17 protein-coding genes are annotated in these 17,262 nt (G+C 31.5%); 2 read left to right on the top strand and 15 right to left on the bottom strand.

The genetic code is table 11. From position 1 onward, the window contains the following. Positions 1-316: 316 nt before the first annotated feature. From QE431_RS07855 to QE431_RS07795, 13 genes are all read right to left on the bottom strand, one after another. A complete protein-coding gene (locus QE431_RS07855) occupies positions 317-1,033 on the bottom strand; it encodes a response regulator transcription factor (RefSeq protein WP_057118447.1) in 717 nt (238 codons plus the stop codon). 3 nt (positions 1,034-1,036) lie between these two features. Further along, complete coding sequence (locus QE431_RS07850) at positions 1,037-2,620, bottom strand: sensor histidine kinase KdpD (protein WP_057118448.1); 1,584 nt, start codon at positions 2,618-2,620, stop codon at positions 1,037-1,039. Between the two features lie 59 nt (positions 2,621-2,679). Next, complete coding sequence (gene coaE, locus QE431_RS07845; protein ID WP_307294733.1) at positions 2,680-3,276, bottom strand: dephospho-CoA kinase; 597 nt, start codon at positions 3,274-3,276, stop codon at positions 2,680-2,682. Between the two features lie 2 nt (positions 3,277-3,278). Beyond that, positions 3,279-4,277, bottom strand: coding sequence for a glycosyltransferase family 2 protein (locus QE431_RS07840; RefSeq protein ID WP_057118450.1), 999 nt, complete (start codon positions 4,275-4,277; stop codon positions 3,279-3,281). Between the two features lie 126 nt (positions 4,278-4,403). Then, the gene (gene fabV, locus QE431_RS07835) at positions 4,404-5,594 is read right to left on the bottom strand and encodes an enoyl-ACP reductase FabV (RefSeq protein WP_307294730.1); all 1,191 of its coding nucleotides are present in this window, start codon (positions 5,592-5,594) and stop codon (positions 4,404-4,406) included. A gap of 22 nt (positions 5,595-5,616) precedes the next feature. After that, positions 5,617-6,138: a tetratricopeptide repeat protein gene (locus QE431_RS07830; protein WP_057118452.1), complete on the bottom strand. Its 522-nt coding sequence runs from the start codon at positions 6,136-6,138 to the stop codon at positions 5,617-5,619. A gap of 10 nt (positions 6,139-6,148) precedes the next feature. Then, on the bottom strand, positions 6,149-7,801 hold the full coding sequence (gene recN, locus QE431_RS07825) for a DNA repair protein RecN (RefSeq protein WP_307294728.1): 1,653 nt from the start codon (positions 7,799-7,801) through the stop codon (positions 6,149-6,151). Between the two features lie 53 nt (positions 7,802-7,854). Continuing rightward, entirely contained in the window at positions 7,855-8,739 is an 885-nt protein-coding gene (locus QE431_RS07820) for a DUF4835 family protein (protein ID WP_134141784.1), read from the bottom strand. 66 nt (positions 8,740-8,805) lie between these two features. After that, positions 8,806-10,020, bottom strand: a complete 1,215-nt coding sequence (coaBC, locus tag QE431_RS07815; RefSeq protein WP_134141785.1) for a bifunctional phosphopantothenoylcysteine decarboxylase/phosphopantothenate--cysteine ligase CoaBC — start codon at positions 10,018-10,020, stop codon at positions 8,806-8,808. A gap of 8 nt (positions 10,021-10,028) precedes the next feature. Continuing rightward, on the bottom strand, positions 10,029-10,346 hold the full coding sequence (locus QE431_RS07810; protein WP_008463064.1) for a DNA-directed RNA polymerase subunit omega: 318 nt from the start codon (positions 10,344-10,346) through the stop codon (positions 10,029-10,031). A gap of 8 nt (positions 10,347-10,354) precedes the next feature. Further along, positions 10,355-11,149 (bottom strand): outer membrane protein assembly factor BamD, encoded by a 795-nt coding sequence (locus tag QE431_RS07805; protein WP_057118455.1) that lies wholly within the window; start codon positions 11,147-11,149, stop codon positions 10,355-10,357. 135 nt (positions 11,150-11,284) lie between these two features. Then, entirely contained in the window at positions 11,285-12,166 is an 882-nt protein-coding gene (gene dapA / locus QE431_RS07800) for a 4-hydroxy-tetrahydrodipicolinate synthase (protein WP_134141787.1), read from the bottom strand. Positions 12,167-12,180: 14 nt separating this feature from the next. Beyond that, positions 12,181-12,693 carry a hypothetical protein gene (locus tag QE431_RS07795; RefSeq protein ID WP_057118457.1) on the bottom strand — a complete coding sequence of 171 codons (513 nt, stop codon included), beginning with the start codon at positions 12,691-12,693 and terminating at the stop codon, positions 12,181-12,183. A gap of 47 nt (positions 12,694-12,740) precedes the next feature. On the opposite strand from QE431_RS07795, the gene QE431_RS07790 reads away from it, so the two are divergent. Further along, the gene (locus tag QE431_RS07790) at positions 12,741-13,520 is read left to right on the top strand and encodes a 5'-nucleotidase C-terminal domain-containing protein (protein WP_134141788.1); all 780 of its coding nucleotides are present in this window, start codon (positions 12,741-12,743) and stop codon (positions 13,518-13,520) included. Positions 13,521-13,563: 43 nt separating this feature from the next. Next, the gene (locus QE431_RS07785; protein ID WP_057118459.1) at positions 13,564-14,475 is read left to right on the top strand and encodes a bifunctional UDP-sugar hydrolase/5'-nucleotidase; all 912 of its coding nucleotides are present in this window, start codon (positions 13,564-13,566) and stop codon (positions 14,473-14,475) included. Here the strand turns inward: QE431_RS07785 and QE431_RS07780 are convergent. Beyond that, positions 14,462-15,154: a lysoplasmalogenase family protein gene (locus QE431_RS07780; protein WP_134141791.1), complete on the bottom strand. Its 693-nt coding sequence runs from the start codon at positions 15,152-15,154 to the stop codon at positions 14,462-14,464. The two genes, QE431_RS07785 and QE431_RS07780, sit on opposite strands and share 14 nt — an antisense overlap. Next, positions 15,141-17,147 (bottom strand): NAD-dependent DNA ligase LigA, encoded by a 2,007-nt coding sequence (gene ligA / locus QE431_RS07775; RefSeq protein ID WP_134141792.1) that lies wholly within the window; start codon positions 17,145-17,147, stop codon positions 15,141-15,143. Before ligA ends, QE431_RS07780 begins: the two co-directional genes overlap by 14 nt. Positions 17,148-17,262: the final 115 nt, after the last annotated feature.

The raw sequence follows: 17,262 nt of genomic DNA, 5'->3' as shown, positions 1-17,262 counted from the left end.
GTACAAACATTTTTTCTTCGTTTTAAAGGGTTATTATTTTTTTCGTCTGCAAATATTCAGAATTGTTTTTTGATTTTCCAAATTTATTTAAAGAAAATACATCTAAAAAAATAATTGATGAATTCTTAAATACACAAAAAACAGATTATCTATCTAAAAATCAAAACTCTAACTCCAGCAATAGTTCAATCCGTTTTTCATGCTTTTTCGCAAGAAAAAAACAAGTGAATCCGATATTGAGAATTAGAGCAATTAAAAATTGGGCATAAAAAAAGCCCTGATTTCCCAGAGCTTATGTTTTTTTAGTGTGAATTTGTTATTCAGTAACTTTGCTTTTTACTACTAATCTAAAACCTTCACCGTGAATGTTTAAGATTTCAACATCTTCATCTGCTTTTAGGTATTTTCTAAGTTTAGCGATGTAAACGTCCATACTTCTTGAAGTAAAGTAGTTGTCATCTCTCCAGATTTTTGTTAAAGCTAATTCTCTTGGCATTAAGTCATTTTCATGAAGAATAAGCATTTTAAGCAATTCATTCTCTTTTGGAGATAATTTGATTGGCTCTTCATCTTGGAAAGTCAAGAATCTCAATTTTGAATTTAAATGAAACTTACCAATGTTAAATTCAAATTGTACTTGTTCTGCTTTTGTATCTGCTGATTTTCTTTGAATGATTGCTTTAATTTTCATTAAAAGAACTTCAGAATCAAAAGGTTTATTTAAATAATCATCTGCACCAGCTTTATATCCTTTTAAAACATCTTCTTTCATAGACTTGGCTGTCAAAAAGATAATTGGCACTTCACTGTTCTTCTCTCTAATTTCTTTGGCCAAAGTGTAACCATCTTTATAAGGCATCATTACGTCAAGAATACATAGATCGTATACGTCTTTCTTGAATTTTTCGAAACCTTCCATACCGTTTTTAGCTAAAGTAACTTCAAAGTCATTTAACATTAGATAATCTTTAAGAACTGCCCCAAAATTTAGGTCATCTTCTACTAAAAGTATTCTTTTGTTAGTATTTTCCATATTTTAATTTATTAATGGTATTTTTATTATAAAGGTGCTACCTTTTCCTTTTTCGCTTTCTACATATACTTGACCGTTGTGGTCTTCAACAATTCTCTTAACATAGGCCAAACCTAAACCGTGGCCTTTTACATTGTGCAAATCTCCTGTATGCTCTCTGTAAAACTTCTCAAAAACTCGTTTTTGAGCTATCTTACTCATTCCCAAACCATGATCTCTTACTTTTATCAAAATCATATCTTTTACATTTTCTGTAAAGATTTCAATCTCTGGTGTACCTGGTGAGTATTTGATGGCATTTTCCAAAATATTAACCAATACATTTGTAAAATGAACTTCATTTATCAAACATGTTGTTCTCGCTGCATTATAATGCCTCACTACAGTACCCTTTCTATCCTCTAGAATTAGATTCACGTGTTCAATTGCATCATCAATAATATCATGAACTACAGTTGGCTCTTTGGTTATGTCAAGTTCTCTTTTTTCTAATTTAGAAATACGAAGAACATTTTCCACCTGTGCATGCATTCTTTTATTTTCATCTCGAATCATTTGAAGATAGCGATAAACTTTTTCTTTATCTTCTATAATTCTTGGATTTTTAATAGCATCTAATGCTAAATTTATAGTTGCAATTGGAGTTTTAAACTCATGTGTCATATTGTTTATAAAATCTGTTTTGATTTCAGAAATATGTTTTTGACGCAATAATTGATTTAATGCACTCGTGTAAGCAACAATTATAATTAAGGTAAAAACTATCGATAAAATAGTGATACTTAATAATTCAGATAATAAAAATTTCTTTTTATGTGGAAAAGTAACTGACAATTCGTATTTGCTATTTCCCTCATTATCTGTATAAACTGGAATATTGTAAGTAGCATCCTTGTCATAATGAAATCCGTCAGATTTTATTTTTGTTGGAACGCCGCTGCTATAAATTCCGAATTCAAATTTGGTTTTAACACCATATTCTTCCAGCTCTTTCTTTAATAACTTAGAAAGCTTGTCTTTTGTAATTCTTCCTTCAATTGGAGTCAAAGAGGCAATGTCTTTATATTGAATCTGCTGTTGAACTTTATTTAAAATATCCAAACTTCCAGATTTTTCATCCCTTATATCTGGAATAATACTTTGTCCTAAACTATTATTATCAATTCCATTGTTATTATAAACTTCAGTTACTCTTTTTGAACTAAAATTTTTAAAACGTTCACTGCTGAACTTTTTGTTAAAAATAGAACCATTAATATCGTAATCTTCAGATGTCAAGGTATTCGAATAAACAATTGTTTTATTCGTTTTAGTGTTTCTCTGTACATATAGTACTTCAAGTAAATCTTCTTTTTTTGGAATTTTACCCGTACTATCTTTTATACGGTTGTATTTGTCGTAGAAACTATACTCTTCTTGTTGTTCCAGTTTGTCTGCAACATTTCCAATTACTTGAGTAACGTGGTATTTAAATTGTTCTTCATTATTCTTGAACGAAGAATTAAACCAAAATACCTGTACCAGAATTATCCCGATTAAGGACAAACTCATCAATAAAACAAGTATTCTAAAAAATAATTTATTCATCGAAACAAAATTAATATTTTAACAATATACTAAATAATACATTAACCAAATATTAACATTTAAGACTGATTTTGTTTTATATTCAAAATTTTAAGAATTTTAACAACTTCTTCTTTAGCAATTTTAAGATTATCGTTATTAATCACGAAATTGCTCATAGAAATTCGTTTTTCGTCATTCCATTGCATTTTCATCCTGCTTAAAACTTGTTCCCTTGTAGTTTTATCTCGTTCAATAACACGCTCAATCCTTACTTCTTCTGGAGCTGTAACCGTTATGATTACATCGCATTCTTTATAACGTCCGCTTTCAAATAAAATGGCAGCTTCGTAAATTACATAATCAAAATTTTTATACTCCTTCATCCATAATTCAAAATCTTGTTTTACTGCTGGATGCACAATTGCATTTAATTTTGCTAATTGTTCTTTATCATTAAAAACTATCTGAGCTAACTTTGCTCTATTTAAAACTTGTCCGTCAAAAATATCTTGGCCAAATACAGCTTTAACTTCTTTAAGAATAACATCTGACTGCATTACTCTTTTGGCTCCATCATCTGCGATATAAACTGGAATTCCCATTGCTGCAAAATAGTTTGCAATAGTTGTTTTACCGCTTCCAATCCCTCCTGTAAGACCAATAACTTTTGTCATTATTATACTTTAAAAAACATACGTGGAAAAGCTTCCTGAGGTTTCTTTTTTAATAAAATTACTTTTATAAAAGATTCCAAAAATCCTGTTCCGTAGCCATAGAACTGTTTCCACACTGCTATTACAGAAAGATATCCAATTTTAATACTTTTATTTTGGACACTTGATGTAAGAAAAATTATAACGAAATATACGAAATATAATTGTAATAAAATATCAATATTGAAAATTAACAATAAAAAAGCTAATAATAATCCTAATATAAATACTGTTGGAAAGAAGAAAGTCAGCTTATTATGTTCTGGATACCAGCTGTTTAAAATCGGTCTTGCGATACCAAATTTTTTTACTTGAAGAGAGAATTTTTCCCAATCAATTCGACGTTTATGGTACACATAAGCCTCAGAAAACAGTCTTGTTTCGAATCCTAAATTCCATAAACGGATAGATAAATCAGGATCTTCACCTGGATGAATGTTTCCAAAACCTTTTGAAGCTTCAAAAGCTTTCTTAGAAATTCCCATATTAAAGCTTCGCGGCTGAAATTTATTGATCTTTTCAGAACCACCTCTAATTCCTCCTGTAGTCAAAAAAGAAGTCATTGCAAAATTGATTGCTTTCTGGATATCTGAAAAACTATCGAGCGCTTTATCTGGGCCTCCAAAGCAATCAACATATTTTTCATTTAATGCTTTACGGACTTCCGTCAAATAGTTGGAAGGAATAATACAATCTGAATCAAAAATGATAAAATAATCTCCTCTCGCCTTTTGCATTCCAAAATTACGAGAATCTCCAGGTCCTGAATTTTGTTTAAAATAGTAGGATATATTTAATTTTCCCTGATAATTCATTACCACATCTCTGCATGGTATTGAAGATCCATCTTCGACAAGAACAATTTCAAAAGCTTCATTATAATCAGATTTTGAGAGACTTTCTAAAAGTTCATCAACTTCATCTGGACGATTATACACGGGTATAATTAAGGAAAAAATCATAGCAGAATGCGCGTTATTAAAGGGTATATTTTTTAGGTTTCAAAATTTTAACAAAGATATGGTATATTCACAAAAAAACCATCAACTTTTGGTTGATGGTTTTTGCTTACTAGTAAGTAAATATTGTTATTTGATACTTTCAATTTGAACAACTTCATTTGCTTCTGCATTATAATCAACACCAGCAAATTCAAATCCGAATAAATTTAAGAAATCATTTCTATAACCTGCAAGATCACCAATTTCTGGCAATGTTTCTGTGGTTGCTTCTAACCAAAGTTTAGCCACTTTAGCCTGAACATCTTCACGCATTTCCCAGTCATCAATTCTAATTCTTCCTTTTTCATCTACAGGAACATCAGAACCATTGTATAATCTGTCTTGGAACAAACGTTGAATTTGCTCGATACAACCTTCGTGAATTCCTTCTTCTTTCATTATTTTATATAAAAGAGAAATGTATAACGGAATTACAGGAATTGCAGAACTTGCTTGAGTTACTAAAGCTTTGTTTACAGAAACATAAGCTTTTCCTCCAATAGATTTTAAAGAATCTCCAATTGTAAATGCTGTAGCTTCTAAATGATCTTTTGCACGTCCTATCGTTCCTTTACGGTAAACCGCTTCTGTTAAAGATGGCCCGATGTAAGAATAAGCAACAGTTGTAGCTCCTTCTGCTAATAAATTTTCATTTTTTAACGCATCGATCCACATTGCCCAGTCTTCACCACCCATTACAGCAACTGTATTCTCAATATCTTCTTCATTTGCTGGAGCGATAGAAACTTCAGAAACTTTTCCTGTATGAAAATCAACAGTTTTGTTTGTAAAAGTTTGTCCAATTGGTTTTAAAACTGAACGATGTGTAACTCCGGTAATAGGATTTGTACGTACTGGCGAAGCTAAACTATAAATAATAAGATCTACTTGTCCTAAATCAGCTTTGATTAAATCTAGAGTTTCTTTTTTAATTTCATTTGAAAACGCATCTCCGTTGATGCTTTTTGCATATAAACCTGCTTTATGAGCTTCTTTTTCAAATGCTGCAGAATTATACCATCCTGGAGAAGCAGTTTTTCCTTCAACCGGCGGTTTTTCAAAAAACACTCCAATTGTTGCAGCACCAGAACCAAAAGCACTAGTAATTCTTGAGGCCAATCCGAAACCTGTTGAAGCACCAATCACTAAAACTTTTTTAGGACCAGCAATTTCTCCTTTAGATTTTACATATTCAATTTGATTTTTAACATTTTGCTCAGCTCCCGTTGGGTGGGCAGTCAAACAAATAAATCCTCTCATTCTAGGTTCTATAATCATCTTGCAATTATTTTTTTTTGTATTATTTCAATTTCAGTTTTAATTTTTCAAAAATAGACATTTTATCCTTAACCCTTTTCATATTAGCATTCATATTGTCAATAAAATTTGGGTTTAATGCATTTTTGGTTGCTGCTTTATAATAATTATAAGCCATAATATATTGACTTTCATACTCTGCCATTCTACCTAATTCACTATTATAAGTAGAATTATCTGCATTTTCTAAATTAGCCAAAGTAAAATTAATATGCTCTTTTGCTTCGGCATATCTGCCAATATCAATTAATAAATAAGTATAATTTAAATAAGGTGCAGGATATTTAGTATCGAACTTCATCGCAAGTTTGTAATGATAAATTCCTTTCTCATAATCACTTAATTTATTGTAATAAATCCATCCTAAATGATTGTGAGCTTTTCCAAAATCAGGATACTGCGCTAAAATTTCTTCAAGTAATTCTTTTGCGTCTGCCGAATTTCCCTCAGAAATTAACGCATCTGCTTTTATAAATTGATTTTCGTAAAAACTCAAACTTTCCATTCCTATGTTTTTAATTCAATAATTGTTTTGCATGGTTTAAAGCCGAATCAGAAATATTTGCTCCAGATAACATCTGCGCAATTTCTAAAATTCGTTCTTCCTGCGATAAAAGTTTTAATTCAGACTGCGTATCATCTCCAACTGTTGATTTTGAAACTTTAAAATGAGAATCTCCTTTTGCTGCAATCTGCGGCAAATGCGTAATGGCAAATATCTGCATGGTTGCACTCATTTCTTTCATAATTTCACCCATTCTAATCGCAATTTCTCCAGAAACTCCTGTATCAATTTCGTCAAATATAAGGGTTGGCAATTTCGAATATTTTGCTAAAATAGCTTTTACAGCCAGCATAATACGAGACATCTCTCCTCCAGATGCTACTTTTTTCAACAAACCAAAATCCGTTCCTTTGTTGGCAGAAAATAAAAATTGTAATTCATCTTTTCCGTTTTGAAAGTAGACTTCAGAAGGTAGTAATTCCATTTTAAAACGAACATTTGGCATTCCCAAAGTTTCTAAAATAGAAATTAATTGTTCTGAAAGCTTCGGAATTGCATTTACTCTGTTTTGGTGAATTTGAACTGCATAATTATCTAGTTCTATAGTTTTCTCCTCAATAATTTTAGATAAAGCTGCTATTTCTTCATCCATATTATCGAGTTCCAATAAACTGTTACCTAATTCAGCTTGAATTTGAAGCAGATCATCAACAGAATTTACTTGATGTTTTTTCTGCAAATTATAAATCAATTGCAATTTCTGATTTACTAATTCTAATTGCACCGGATCATTCAGCAATTTTTCCGAACAATTTTCAAGTTCTTTAGAAACATCATCAAATTCAATAGCTAAGCTAGTTACTCTTTCAAATAAATTTTGATATTCTGGTGAAAATGAAGCCACTTTCTGCAAAGCTGCTTTAATTTCATTTAAATTATGAAAAACACCAAACTGTTCTTCGTTTGCTATTGTAAGCGATTTATCAAGAGATTCTTTGATTATTTCAACATTATTTAGCTTTTCATAATCAGCCTCTAACTCTTCTTGTTCGCCAGATTTCAATTGTGCAGACACTAATTCATTTAACAAAAATGTATTGTATTCCTGTTCCTTTCCTGAGTCACTCTGCTTTTTAATCAAAGCATTCCATTTTGATTTATCCGCTTTATAAGATTTAAGCAATTTTTGATATTCTGCAATAACTCCTCCATTATTGGCAATAGCATCTATAATCTTGAATTGCACATTTTCATCTGACAATTCCTGAGTTTGCTGCTGCGAATGAATATCTATTAAATACAAACTTAAATCTTGAAGTTCCTGCAGATTAACAGGACTGTCATTTATAAAGGCACGCGATTTTCCAGAAGGCAAAATTTCACGTCTAATGATCGTTTCATCTTCATAATCCAGATCATTAGCTTCAAAAAAGTCTTTTAAATTGTATTTCGAAATTTCAAAATGCGCTTCAATAACACATTTTTCTTCTTTATTTTTTAAAGAAGTAAGATCTGCTCTTTTACCTAAAACGAGACCAATAGCACCTAAAATAATTGATTTTCCTGCTCCTGTCTCACCTGTAATTATAGAAAAACCTTTAGAAAAATCTATCGCTAGTTTTTCAATAAGAGCATAATTTTTAATTGACAGTGACGTGATCATAGAGCAATTTTGTAAAAATAAAGGTTAAAGTAGGTTTTAAAAATGAAACAGATTTAATATTTAATCTGTGACCATTTAGTAGAATTTAATGGCGAAACTTTGTTTAAAACATCTGTTAAATCGGTAACAGAAATATTTGGTCCGCCAGAAAAAATAGAAACAATTTCATCTGATTTTGCATCAAAGAAAACTCGGGTTATAAACGCATTTGGTTTAACTGAATTTAATTTACCAATAAGCATTAATGCAGATTTTATTTTTTCTTTTGAGGCTTTTAAATCTAAACTCATACCGTCTAAACCAGTATGGTAAGCGTACATCGTTTGACGTAAATCACTGTAAGTTGGCGCAATCATATCATTAATCAAATAATAACGATTTTGAAGCCCATCTGATTGATTCCAGCCTTTAAATCCGCCTTGTTGCGCAACGTTAGCAATGTTTTGAGCAGTTTGAAGATATTGATTTCCTGCACCCATTTGAAAAGTATCAGCATCCATACCTAAAATCATATAACAATAAAAAGATATAACAGAAACTAAATTTGAGTCATAAGTATTTGGATTAAATAGCAATGGTTCGTATTCTGTATATCTAAAATTAAAATCTTTGTCGTTGTAATTTAAAACAGGTGAAGAATACGTAGAATTAAAAATCAATCTTGAAGATTGAACCTGAATAGTCCCTGTAAATTGATCTGAACTGTTAGATGATAAAGTGATATACATCGAACAGTTAATTCTTTCGTTTTGTTTTAAAATTGAACCTGTCCAGTCTGTTTTGTTTACAAATTCAGACAATGAGGTTTGAAGCGTTTTAAAAACCTGATTATTCGGGTTCGTAAGTCGCTCTGTATTAATAGTTACTGTACAATTTAGCTGCTGCCCTTGCACAAAACCAAAGCTTAGAAATACTAACAGCGTAACTATCTTATTCATAATTGTATAAATATTAAATTTAAACATAAATTGTTCGGATTTATGTTCTCGGCGTATATTTTAAATCTAAGATTTTGAAAAATGCAGAATAACTTTATTCAAAATATCAGCCGCTACAGATTCTTTTGATTTTAATTCCATTGGTTCGATTTCAAAATTTTTATCAATAAAGGTTACTTTATTGGTCTCTTTTTTAAAACCTGCTCCTTTATCTTGTAAGGAATTTAAAACAATCAAATCTAAGTTTTTTTTCTGAATTTTCAACTTAGCATTTTCAATTTCATTTTCAGTTTCTAATGCAAATCCAATTAAAAACTGATTTTTTTTAATAGCTCCTAAAGAAGACAAGATATCTTTTGTCTTTTCAAGTTCTATCGAAAACTCAGCTGCAGTTTTCTTAATCTTTTGGTCTGCAACAAATTTCGGTCTATAATCTGCAACAGCTGCCGCCGCGATTGCTGCATCAACGTCATTAAAATACAAATGACAAGCATCGTACATTTCTTGAGCAGATACAACATCCACAACTTTTACTAAAGCATTCTTAGCCTTATAATGCGTTGGACCAGCAATTAAAAACACCTCTGCTCCTAGACTTGCAGCTTCATTGGCAATATCAAACCCCATTTTCCCAGAAGAATGATTTCCTATAAAACGTACGGGATCTATCGCTTCGTATGTTGGTCCTGCAGTAACTAGTATTTTTTTTCCTTTTAACGGCAGTTTACTCTCTAAATCAGCTTCTAAGAAAGCAATTATATTTTCAGGTTCAGCCATTCGTCCTTCACCAGATAAGCCACTAGCCAATTCGCCATTTTCAGCTGGAATCATTACATTTCCAAACTGTTTTAATGCCGCAAAGCTCGATAAAGTTGAAGGATGCTTATACATATCCAAGTCCATTGCAGGTGCAAAATAAACTGGACATTTGGCCGATAAATAGGTTGCAATTAAAAGATTATCACAGTTTCCTGTAGCCATTTTCGATAATGTATTGGCTGTAGCGGGAGCAATCAACATAAGATCAGCCCAAAGTGCTAATTCAACATGATTGTTCCAAACTGCATCTTCATCATCTTGATTAAAGAAACTTGAATGTACTGGATTTTTAGATAACGTAGATAACGTTAATGGAGTTACAAAATCCTTAGAAGCAGGTGTCATTATCACTTGGACATGTGCACCTGCTTTTATAAAAAGTCGTACTAATGAGGCTGTTTTATAGGCTGCAATTCCACCAGAAACTCCCAGTAAAATTTTTTTCCCGTTTAAAACTGACATTTATACTGTTATTTGTTTGAACTTCTGTGGTAAGTTTTACCGTCTAACCATTCTTGAACAGCTAAAGCGTGTGGTTTAGGTAATTTTTCGTAAAATTTAGAAACTTCGATTTGTTCTTTATTTTCAAAAACTTCTTCTAGACTATCATTATAAGTAGCAAACTCTTCTAATTTTTCAGTCAATTCTTTTTTAATCTCAGAATTAATTTGATTTGCTCTTTTAGCCATAATGGTAATTGCCTCATACACATTTCCTGTTGGCTCTTCAATAACTGTTTTGTTGTAAGTTATTGTGTTAACAGGAGCATTCGTCTTTTTTAAATCCATGACTTTATTTATTTAGTAAATTTTTGTAAATCTGTTTCAACTCTAGCATTCATTTCGTCTGCTTTAACTTTGTATTTTGTGTCGCTTTTAAACTTAACTAAGTTATTGTAAGCTACTTTGGCAACATTTAAGCGTTCCTCCATTTTTGAAGGCACACTATTGATTGCCAATTGATATGCTGAATCATATTTATAAAACAGCGCATCTTCTTTAAAAGGTGTTCCAGGATAATCAGCGATAAAATTATCAAAAGCAACTAAAGCTGATTTGTAATCTGAAATTGTATTATAACCTTTAGCATTTTCGTATGCTTTTTTCTCTAATTTACCATTTAACAGCTGCACAGTTTCATTTGCCTGAGCTACATATTCTGAATTTGGATAATTATCAATAAAAGCTTGTAATTTTTCTAATGCTTTTACGGTATCTGTTTGGTCTAAACTGTAAACTGGTGCAAGTTTTGAATAGCTATATGCACCTAAAAAAGCAGCTTCCTGCACTTTTTCGCTTCGTGGATAACCTGAAACAAAACTTTCGAACTGGTAACCAGCTAAATAATATTGTTTTGTTTTATAATAAGATTGCGAAAACATGTAAAATAGCTTTTCTGCCTGAGGTTTTCCTCTATAAGATGTAGCCAATTGTTCGAAAAGACGAATCGCTTTTGAATATTTACCAGCATCATACATTTTGGTTGCCATCTCAAATTTAGCCGCAACATCTTCATTTTTTAATGCTTTTTGATACTCACTACAAGAACAAAAAAGGGCCACAACAATTAACAGCGATACTATTCTTTTCATTTTCTTACTTTTATTATGATCTCTCAGACAATTTGCCAATGCAAAATCACACCGAAGTTTCGGTGGCAAATTTAGTTATTAATTTAGCTACTACAAAATATTTTTTAGTATAATAAAATACCGTAAAACTTACGTTTATTTAATACTGTTTTTTACAAATTCATTTAATCTTTCTGCCAATGAATCATCTACGCTTACTAAAGGAAGACGAACGGTATTATCAGCAATTCCAAGGGCTTGGAAGATTTGTTTAATTCCAGCTGGATTTCCCTGCTCAAAAATCATATCAATACTGTCTGACAAGAAATAATGGGTTTTGAACGCATCTGCCACTTTTTTATTCAATCCTAAACGAATCATTTCTGAAAATTCTTTCGGAAAACCTTGTCCAATTACAGAAATAACACCAGCGCCGCCCGCCAAAACAATTGGTAGTGCCAGCATATCATCTCCAGAAATAACTAGAAAATCTTTTGGTGCATTTTTAATAATTTGCATTGCCTGCGCCATGTCTCCTGCAGCTTCTTTAATTGCTACAACATTTTCAAAATCATTAGCAAGACGTATAACGGTTGAAGGAAGCATATTACTTGATGTTCTTCCTGGAACATTATATAGAATTACAGGAATTGGAGAAGCCTCTGCAATTGCTTTAAAATGCTGGTAAATTCCTTCCTGTGTTGGTTTATTATAATATGGTGAAACAGATAATATTGCTTCAAAAGCAGAAAAATCTCTTGTTTTTAATTCTTCAACAATCTGCATAGTATTATTCCCGCCAACTCCCAAAACTAGAGGCAGTCTTCCTTTATTAACATCGATTACAGTCTTTATAACCAATTCTTTCTCTTCTGCTGTAAGGGTAGCGTTTTCTGCTGTAGTCCCCATAACAACAAGATACTCCACTCCGCCATCTATAGAGAAGTTTACAATTCGCTGTAAAGCTTCGATGTCAACTGAAAAATCTTTTTTAAATGGAGTCACAAGAGCAACACCAGTTCCTATTAATGATTGCATATTTTAATTGTAATTTATTTTATATTTTTTAAATACCTAAACAATTCTGAAACGAATAGTTTGTAATTTTCTAATTCTGTACTAATCATCCAGCGGTTTAAATTTTGATCTACAGCAGAAAATCCGACTTTAAATTTAGCTTTTGATTTATTGGTGATCATCATTAAAATGACATTTTCGACATTATAATAACTCAACAAAAGATCAAATTCTGAATTCACAAATTTGTTCAAAAAATCTTCGGTAATTTCTCCTTTCCAATTGATATGTTTTTTACCAAAAGTAGGTCTTAAATACGTTTCTTTCTCGTTAATTTTTCCTCTGTATGCAACAACTTTTATGTTTTCTGAAGCAATTCCATGAAGCTTTAATTCGTTAATCAGCGCTTCAGAATGGTCAAAATTACTTTCATCTATCAATAAACCAATTGTTTGAACGTTCTTAGAAAAGACCTCGTTTTTATTGTTACTTAAGTTATTTTTTAATGATTTTTTTACAAAAAATTCCTTTATATAATTTAAAAACATAGTACTTTTACTAGATTACAAAATTAATTATTTAAGTTGCATTTAAAATGGTAAAACTAAAAAAGTATAACGGATTTTTGAAACTTTTTGTTATATTCTTAACACTTTTTTTTACAGTTTCCTGTAGTCAAAAAAATTATAATCTAAACAAAATTGAAGGGAAACAACTTCCTGTTACTGAAAAAACTGCTGAAACTCCAGCAATTGAAAACTTTATTAAACCTTATCGTGATCACATTAACCAAGATTTGGATAATGTTTTGGCTTATGCTCCTGAAACTTTAGACAAGAGTACAGGAAAATGGCAGACCAGCATTGGAAGTCTATTGGCTGATGTTTGCCTTCAAAGAGGAAATACCGTTTTTAAAGCCCGTGAAAATAAAGATATCGATTTGTGTCTTTTAAATCATGGGGGCATCCGCGCAATTCTTCCTAAAGGAAATGTAACTACGAGAACCGCTTTTGAAATTATGCCTTTCGAAAACAATCTGGTTGTTATAGCTTTAAAAGGGGAACAAATTTTAGAAATTGCAGCCTATATTATTAAGGAGAAAAAACCGCAGCCTCTGTCTGGAATGACTTTTACAATTGCAAAAGACAATACTGCAAAAAACATCCTAGTTCAAGGAAAACCGCTAGATCTGAACAAGACTTATTATGTAGCTACAAATGATTATTTGGCAAATGGCGGTGACAGTATGACTTTCTTTGCTAAAGGCACCCAAAAGTTTGACTTAAACTATAAACTTAGAAATGTATTGATTGATTATTTTAAAGATGTAGACACAGTTGTGGCTCCGAAAAATATCAGAATTACAGAAGAATAAAAATCAAAGAAACAAGTAAGCATTCCTGCAAAAAAAATATAAAATGAAAAGAAGAGAGTTTATCGAAAAAACAGCAGCAAGTACTGCCCTATTAAGTTTAGGATTGTCTTTAAGCAGTTTTGAAACTAACGATATTAAGCATTTGACAATTCTACATACTAATGATGTGCACAGCCACATTGATCCTTTTCCTGCTGATGATCCGCGTAATCCTAATATGGGCGGTGTATCTCGTCGTGCGGCATTAATTGAGTCTATTCGTAAAGAAAATTCGAATGTGCTTCTTTTAGATGCAGGAGATATTTTCCAGGGAACTCCTTATTTTAATTATTATGGCGGTGAATTGGAGTTTAAATTGATGAGTATGATGAAGTATGATGCTTCGACTATTGGAAACCATGATTTTGATAATGGCCTTGATGGCTTATACGCTCAGCTTCCTCACGCCACTTTTGATTTTATCTGTTCTAACTATGATTTTAAAAATACGGTTATGGACGGACATGTAAAACCGTACAAAATCTTCAATAAAAACGGAATTAAGGTTGGTGTTTTTGGAGTTGGAATTGAATTACAAGGTTTGGTAGACAAGCAATTATACAAGGAAACTGTTTATAATAATCCTGTAGAAATTGCGCAGGACATGACACAGCTTTTGAAAAAGGAACAAAAATGTGATTTAGTAATTTGTCTTTCGCATTTGGGATATAAATATAAAGATGATCCAACTAAAATAAGCGATTTGAAATTTGCTGAACAAACTCAAGATATTGACTTAATTATTGGCGGTCATACTCATACTTTTTTAGACAAACCAACTATTGTAAAAAATAAAGCTGGTAAAGAGGTATTGGTAAATCAGGTAGGCTGTTACGGAATCAATTTAGGTCGAATAGATTTTTATTTTGATAAAGACAAAGCACATACAAATCAAGGTACAACTATTGTGGTGTAGCTTTATTTTGAATTCTAGCTTTTTCTAAAAAGTATTCTACCATAAAGAAATAAGCTAGAATTTGAGTTATGTCTCGTATTAAAACCAAAACGATTGAGTACGAGAAGTATTCATTGAAAATATAGAAAATATCTGAGAAGATATAGCTTACTGCCATTAATGACATCAGTAAAGTAATATGCGTTCCTTTGGTGATGTAACTTACAAAACAGTAATAACTTAAGACGCTTAAAACGATTCCGTAGAAAGTGTAAATTATGTGAAACCGTTTCATACTGTCTAATTGTAAACTCAAGACAGAAACTAATAAGTAGACAATAAAAACCACCACAATAGAAATAGGCAGAATATCGCGTTTTGTTAATTTTATTCTTTCGTGCTCTCGAATGAAGATTCTAATAATTAAAAGGTAAACGATTAAAAAACATAATACTCCTCCTATTTCAGAACTTTCAATATCCATTAAGTCATATACCTGCCCTACAAAACAAAAAAAGAAAATCACACCTTCTGATTTTCCAATTTTGAATTCATTGCTAATTAAAAAATAAATAAAAATAGACGGGAGAACTATTGCTTTGGCATACGTCGCAAAAAAGTCTTGTTCTGTATAATCAAAAATGATTGTACATAACAATGCCAGAAAAAACAAAATTAACGACGGTTTATTCGGTTTCATTTAATTTGTTTATAAAATCTTCTTCTGATAATATAGGTATATTTAATTTAGTGGCTTTTTCTAATTTCGCTGGTCCCATATTATCTCCTGCTACAACAAAATCTGTTTTTGCAGAAATAGAGCTTCCAACTTTTCCTCCGTTATCTTCTATTGCTTTCTTCAATTCATCTCTTGAAAATTGACTAAATACTCCAGAAACCACAAATGTTTTTCCAATAAATTTCTCGGTCGCATTTGGATTTACTCTTTCTTCAATTTGAAACTGAACTCCATAATTTTTTAAGCGCTCAATGATTTTTTGATTTTCTTCATTTTCAAAAAATTCAACAACGCTTCTTGCAATTCTTTCTCCAATTTCATCAACCAAAATTAAATCCATTAATGAAGCTTTGCTTAAAGCATCGATATTTTTATAATGTTTGGCTAATTTTTTGGCTACAGTTTCTCCGACAAAACGAATTCCAAGTGCAAACAATACACTTTCGAACGGAATTTCTTTTGATTTCTGAACTCCATTTACCAAGTTTTCGGCAGATTTTTGAGCCATTCTTTCTAAATGCAGAATATCTTCTACTCTCAATTCATACAAATCTGCATAATTGTGTACTAAGCCATTTTTGAAAAGTAACGCCACAGTTTCTCCGCCTAGACCTTCGATATCCATAGCTTTTCTAGAAATGTAATGTTGAATTCTACCTATAATCTGCGGTGGACAACCGTAGAAATTAGGACAGTAATGATTGGCTTCACCCACATTTCTAACTAATTCAGTCTGGCATTCCGGGCAATAGGAAATATAATGTGTTACTTCTGAATTTTCTGGGCGTTTGGCTAAATCTACTGCAATGATTTTTGGAATAATTTCACCGCCCTTTTCTACAAAAACAGTATCATTTACCCTAATATCTAATTTTTCGATTTGATCGGCATTGTGAAGAGAAGCTCTTTTTACAATTGTTCCAGCAAGCTGCACAGGTTCTAAATTCGCAACTGGAGTTATGGCGCCAGTTCTTCCTACTTGATAGGAAATTGATTTTAATTTGGTTGAAACCTGTTCTGATTTGAATTTGTAAGCTATTGCCCAGCGTGGTGATTTTGCAGTATAACCTAATTCTTCCTGATGCTGAATGCTGTTTACTTTTATTACAACTCCATCTGTTTCGTAAGGAAGATTATGACGGTGCACATCCCAATAATCAATAAAGTCAAAAACTTCGTGCATATTATTGACTAATTTTGCTTCTTTCGGTACTTTGAATCCCCAGCTTCTTGCGGCTTCTAAGCCTTCGAATTGTGACGAAAAAGGCAGGTTATTTCCCGTTACAAAATACAACAGACATTCTAGCGGTCGTTTTGCAACCTCAGCACTATCTTGTAATTTTAAACTTCCTGAAGCTGTATTTCTTGGGTTTGAATAAGGTGTTTCTCCAATTTCGATTAATTCCTGGTTCATTTTTTCAAAACCAGCAAGCGGCAGAATTATTTCTCCTCGAATATCAAATTTATCTGGATATTTTCCTTTTAAGTGTAAAGGAATTGATTTTATCGTTTTAATGTTATTGGTTACCTCATCGCCTTGAAAACCGTCTCCGCGCGTTAAGGCCTGAACTAACTTTCCGTTTTCATAGGAAATACTAATTGAAGCACCATCATATTTTAATTCGCAGGTATATTGCAGATTAACATTTCCGAGCACTCTTTGAATGCGGTTTTCCCAATCCAGCAAATCTTCTTTAGAATAGGAATTATCTAAAGAATACATTCTATATTGATGTGCTATGGTTTTAAAATTTTTGGTAACTGTTCCGCCAACGCGTTGTGTTGGTGAATTTTCATCAAAAAATTCTGGATGTTTATTTTCTAAATCTTGAAGTTCTTTCAGTTTTATATCAAAATCATAATCTGAAATCGTTGCATTATCTAACACATAATAGTTGTAATTGTGTTGATTAAGTTCATTTCGTAATGTTTGAATGGTTTCTTGAATGCTCATAAAATATTGCAAATTATAATTGTGATAAACTGAATATCAAAATTAGAATTTATTTTTGTTCAAAAGCATAAAAATTGAAAGTTTTAAAAAATCAAAAATCAGACTGCAAATTCAT

This window comes from Flavobacterium sp. SORGH_AS_0622 (assembly GCF_030818825.1).
Classification (GTDB): Bacteria; Bacteroidota; Bacteroidia; order Flavobacteriales; family Flavobacteriaceae; genus Flavobacterium.
This window is presented reverse-complemented; position numbering and strand designations above follow the sequence as displayed.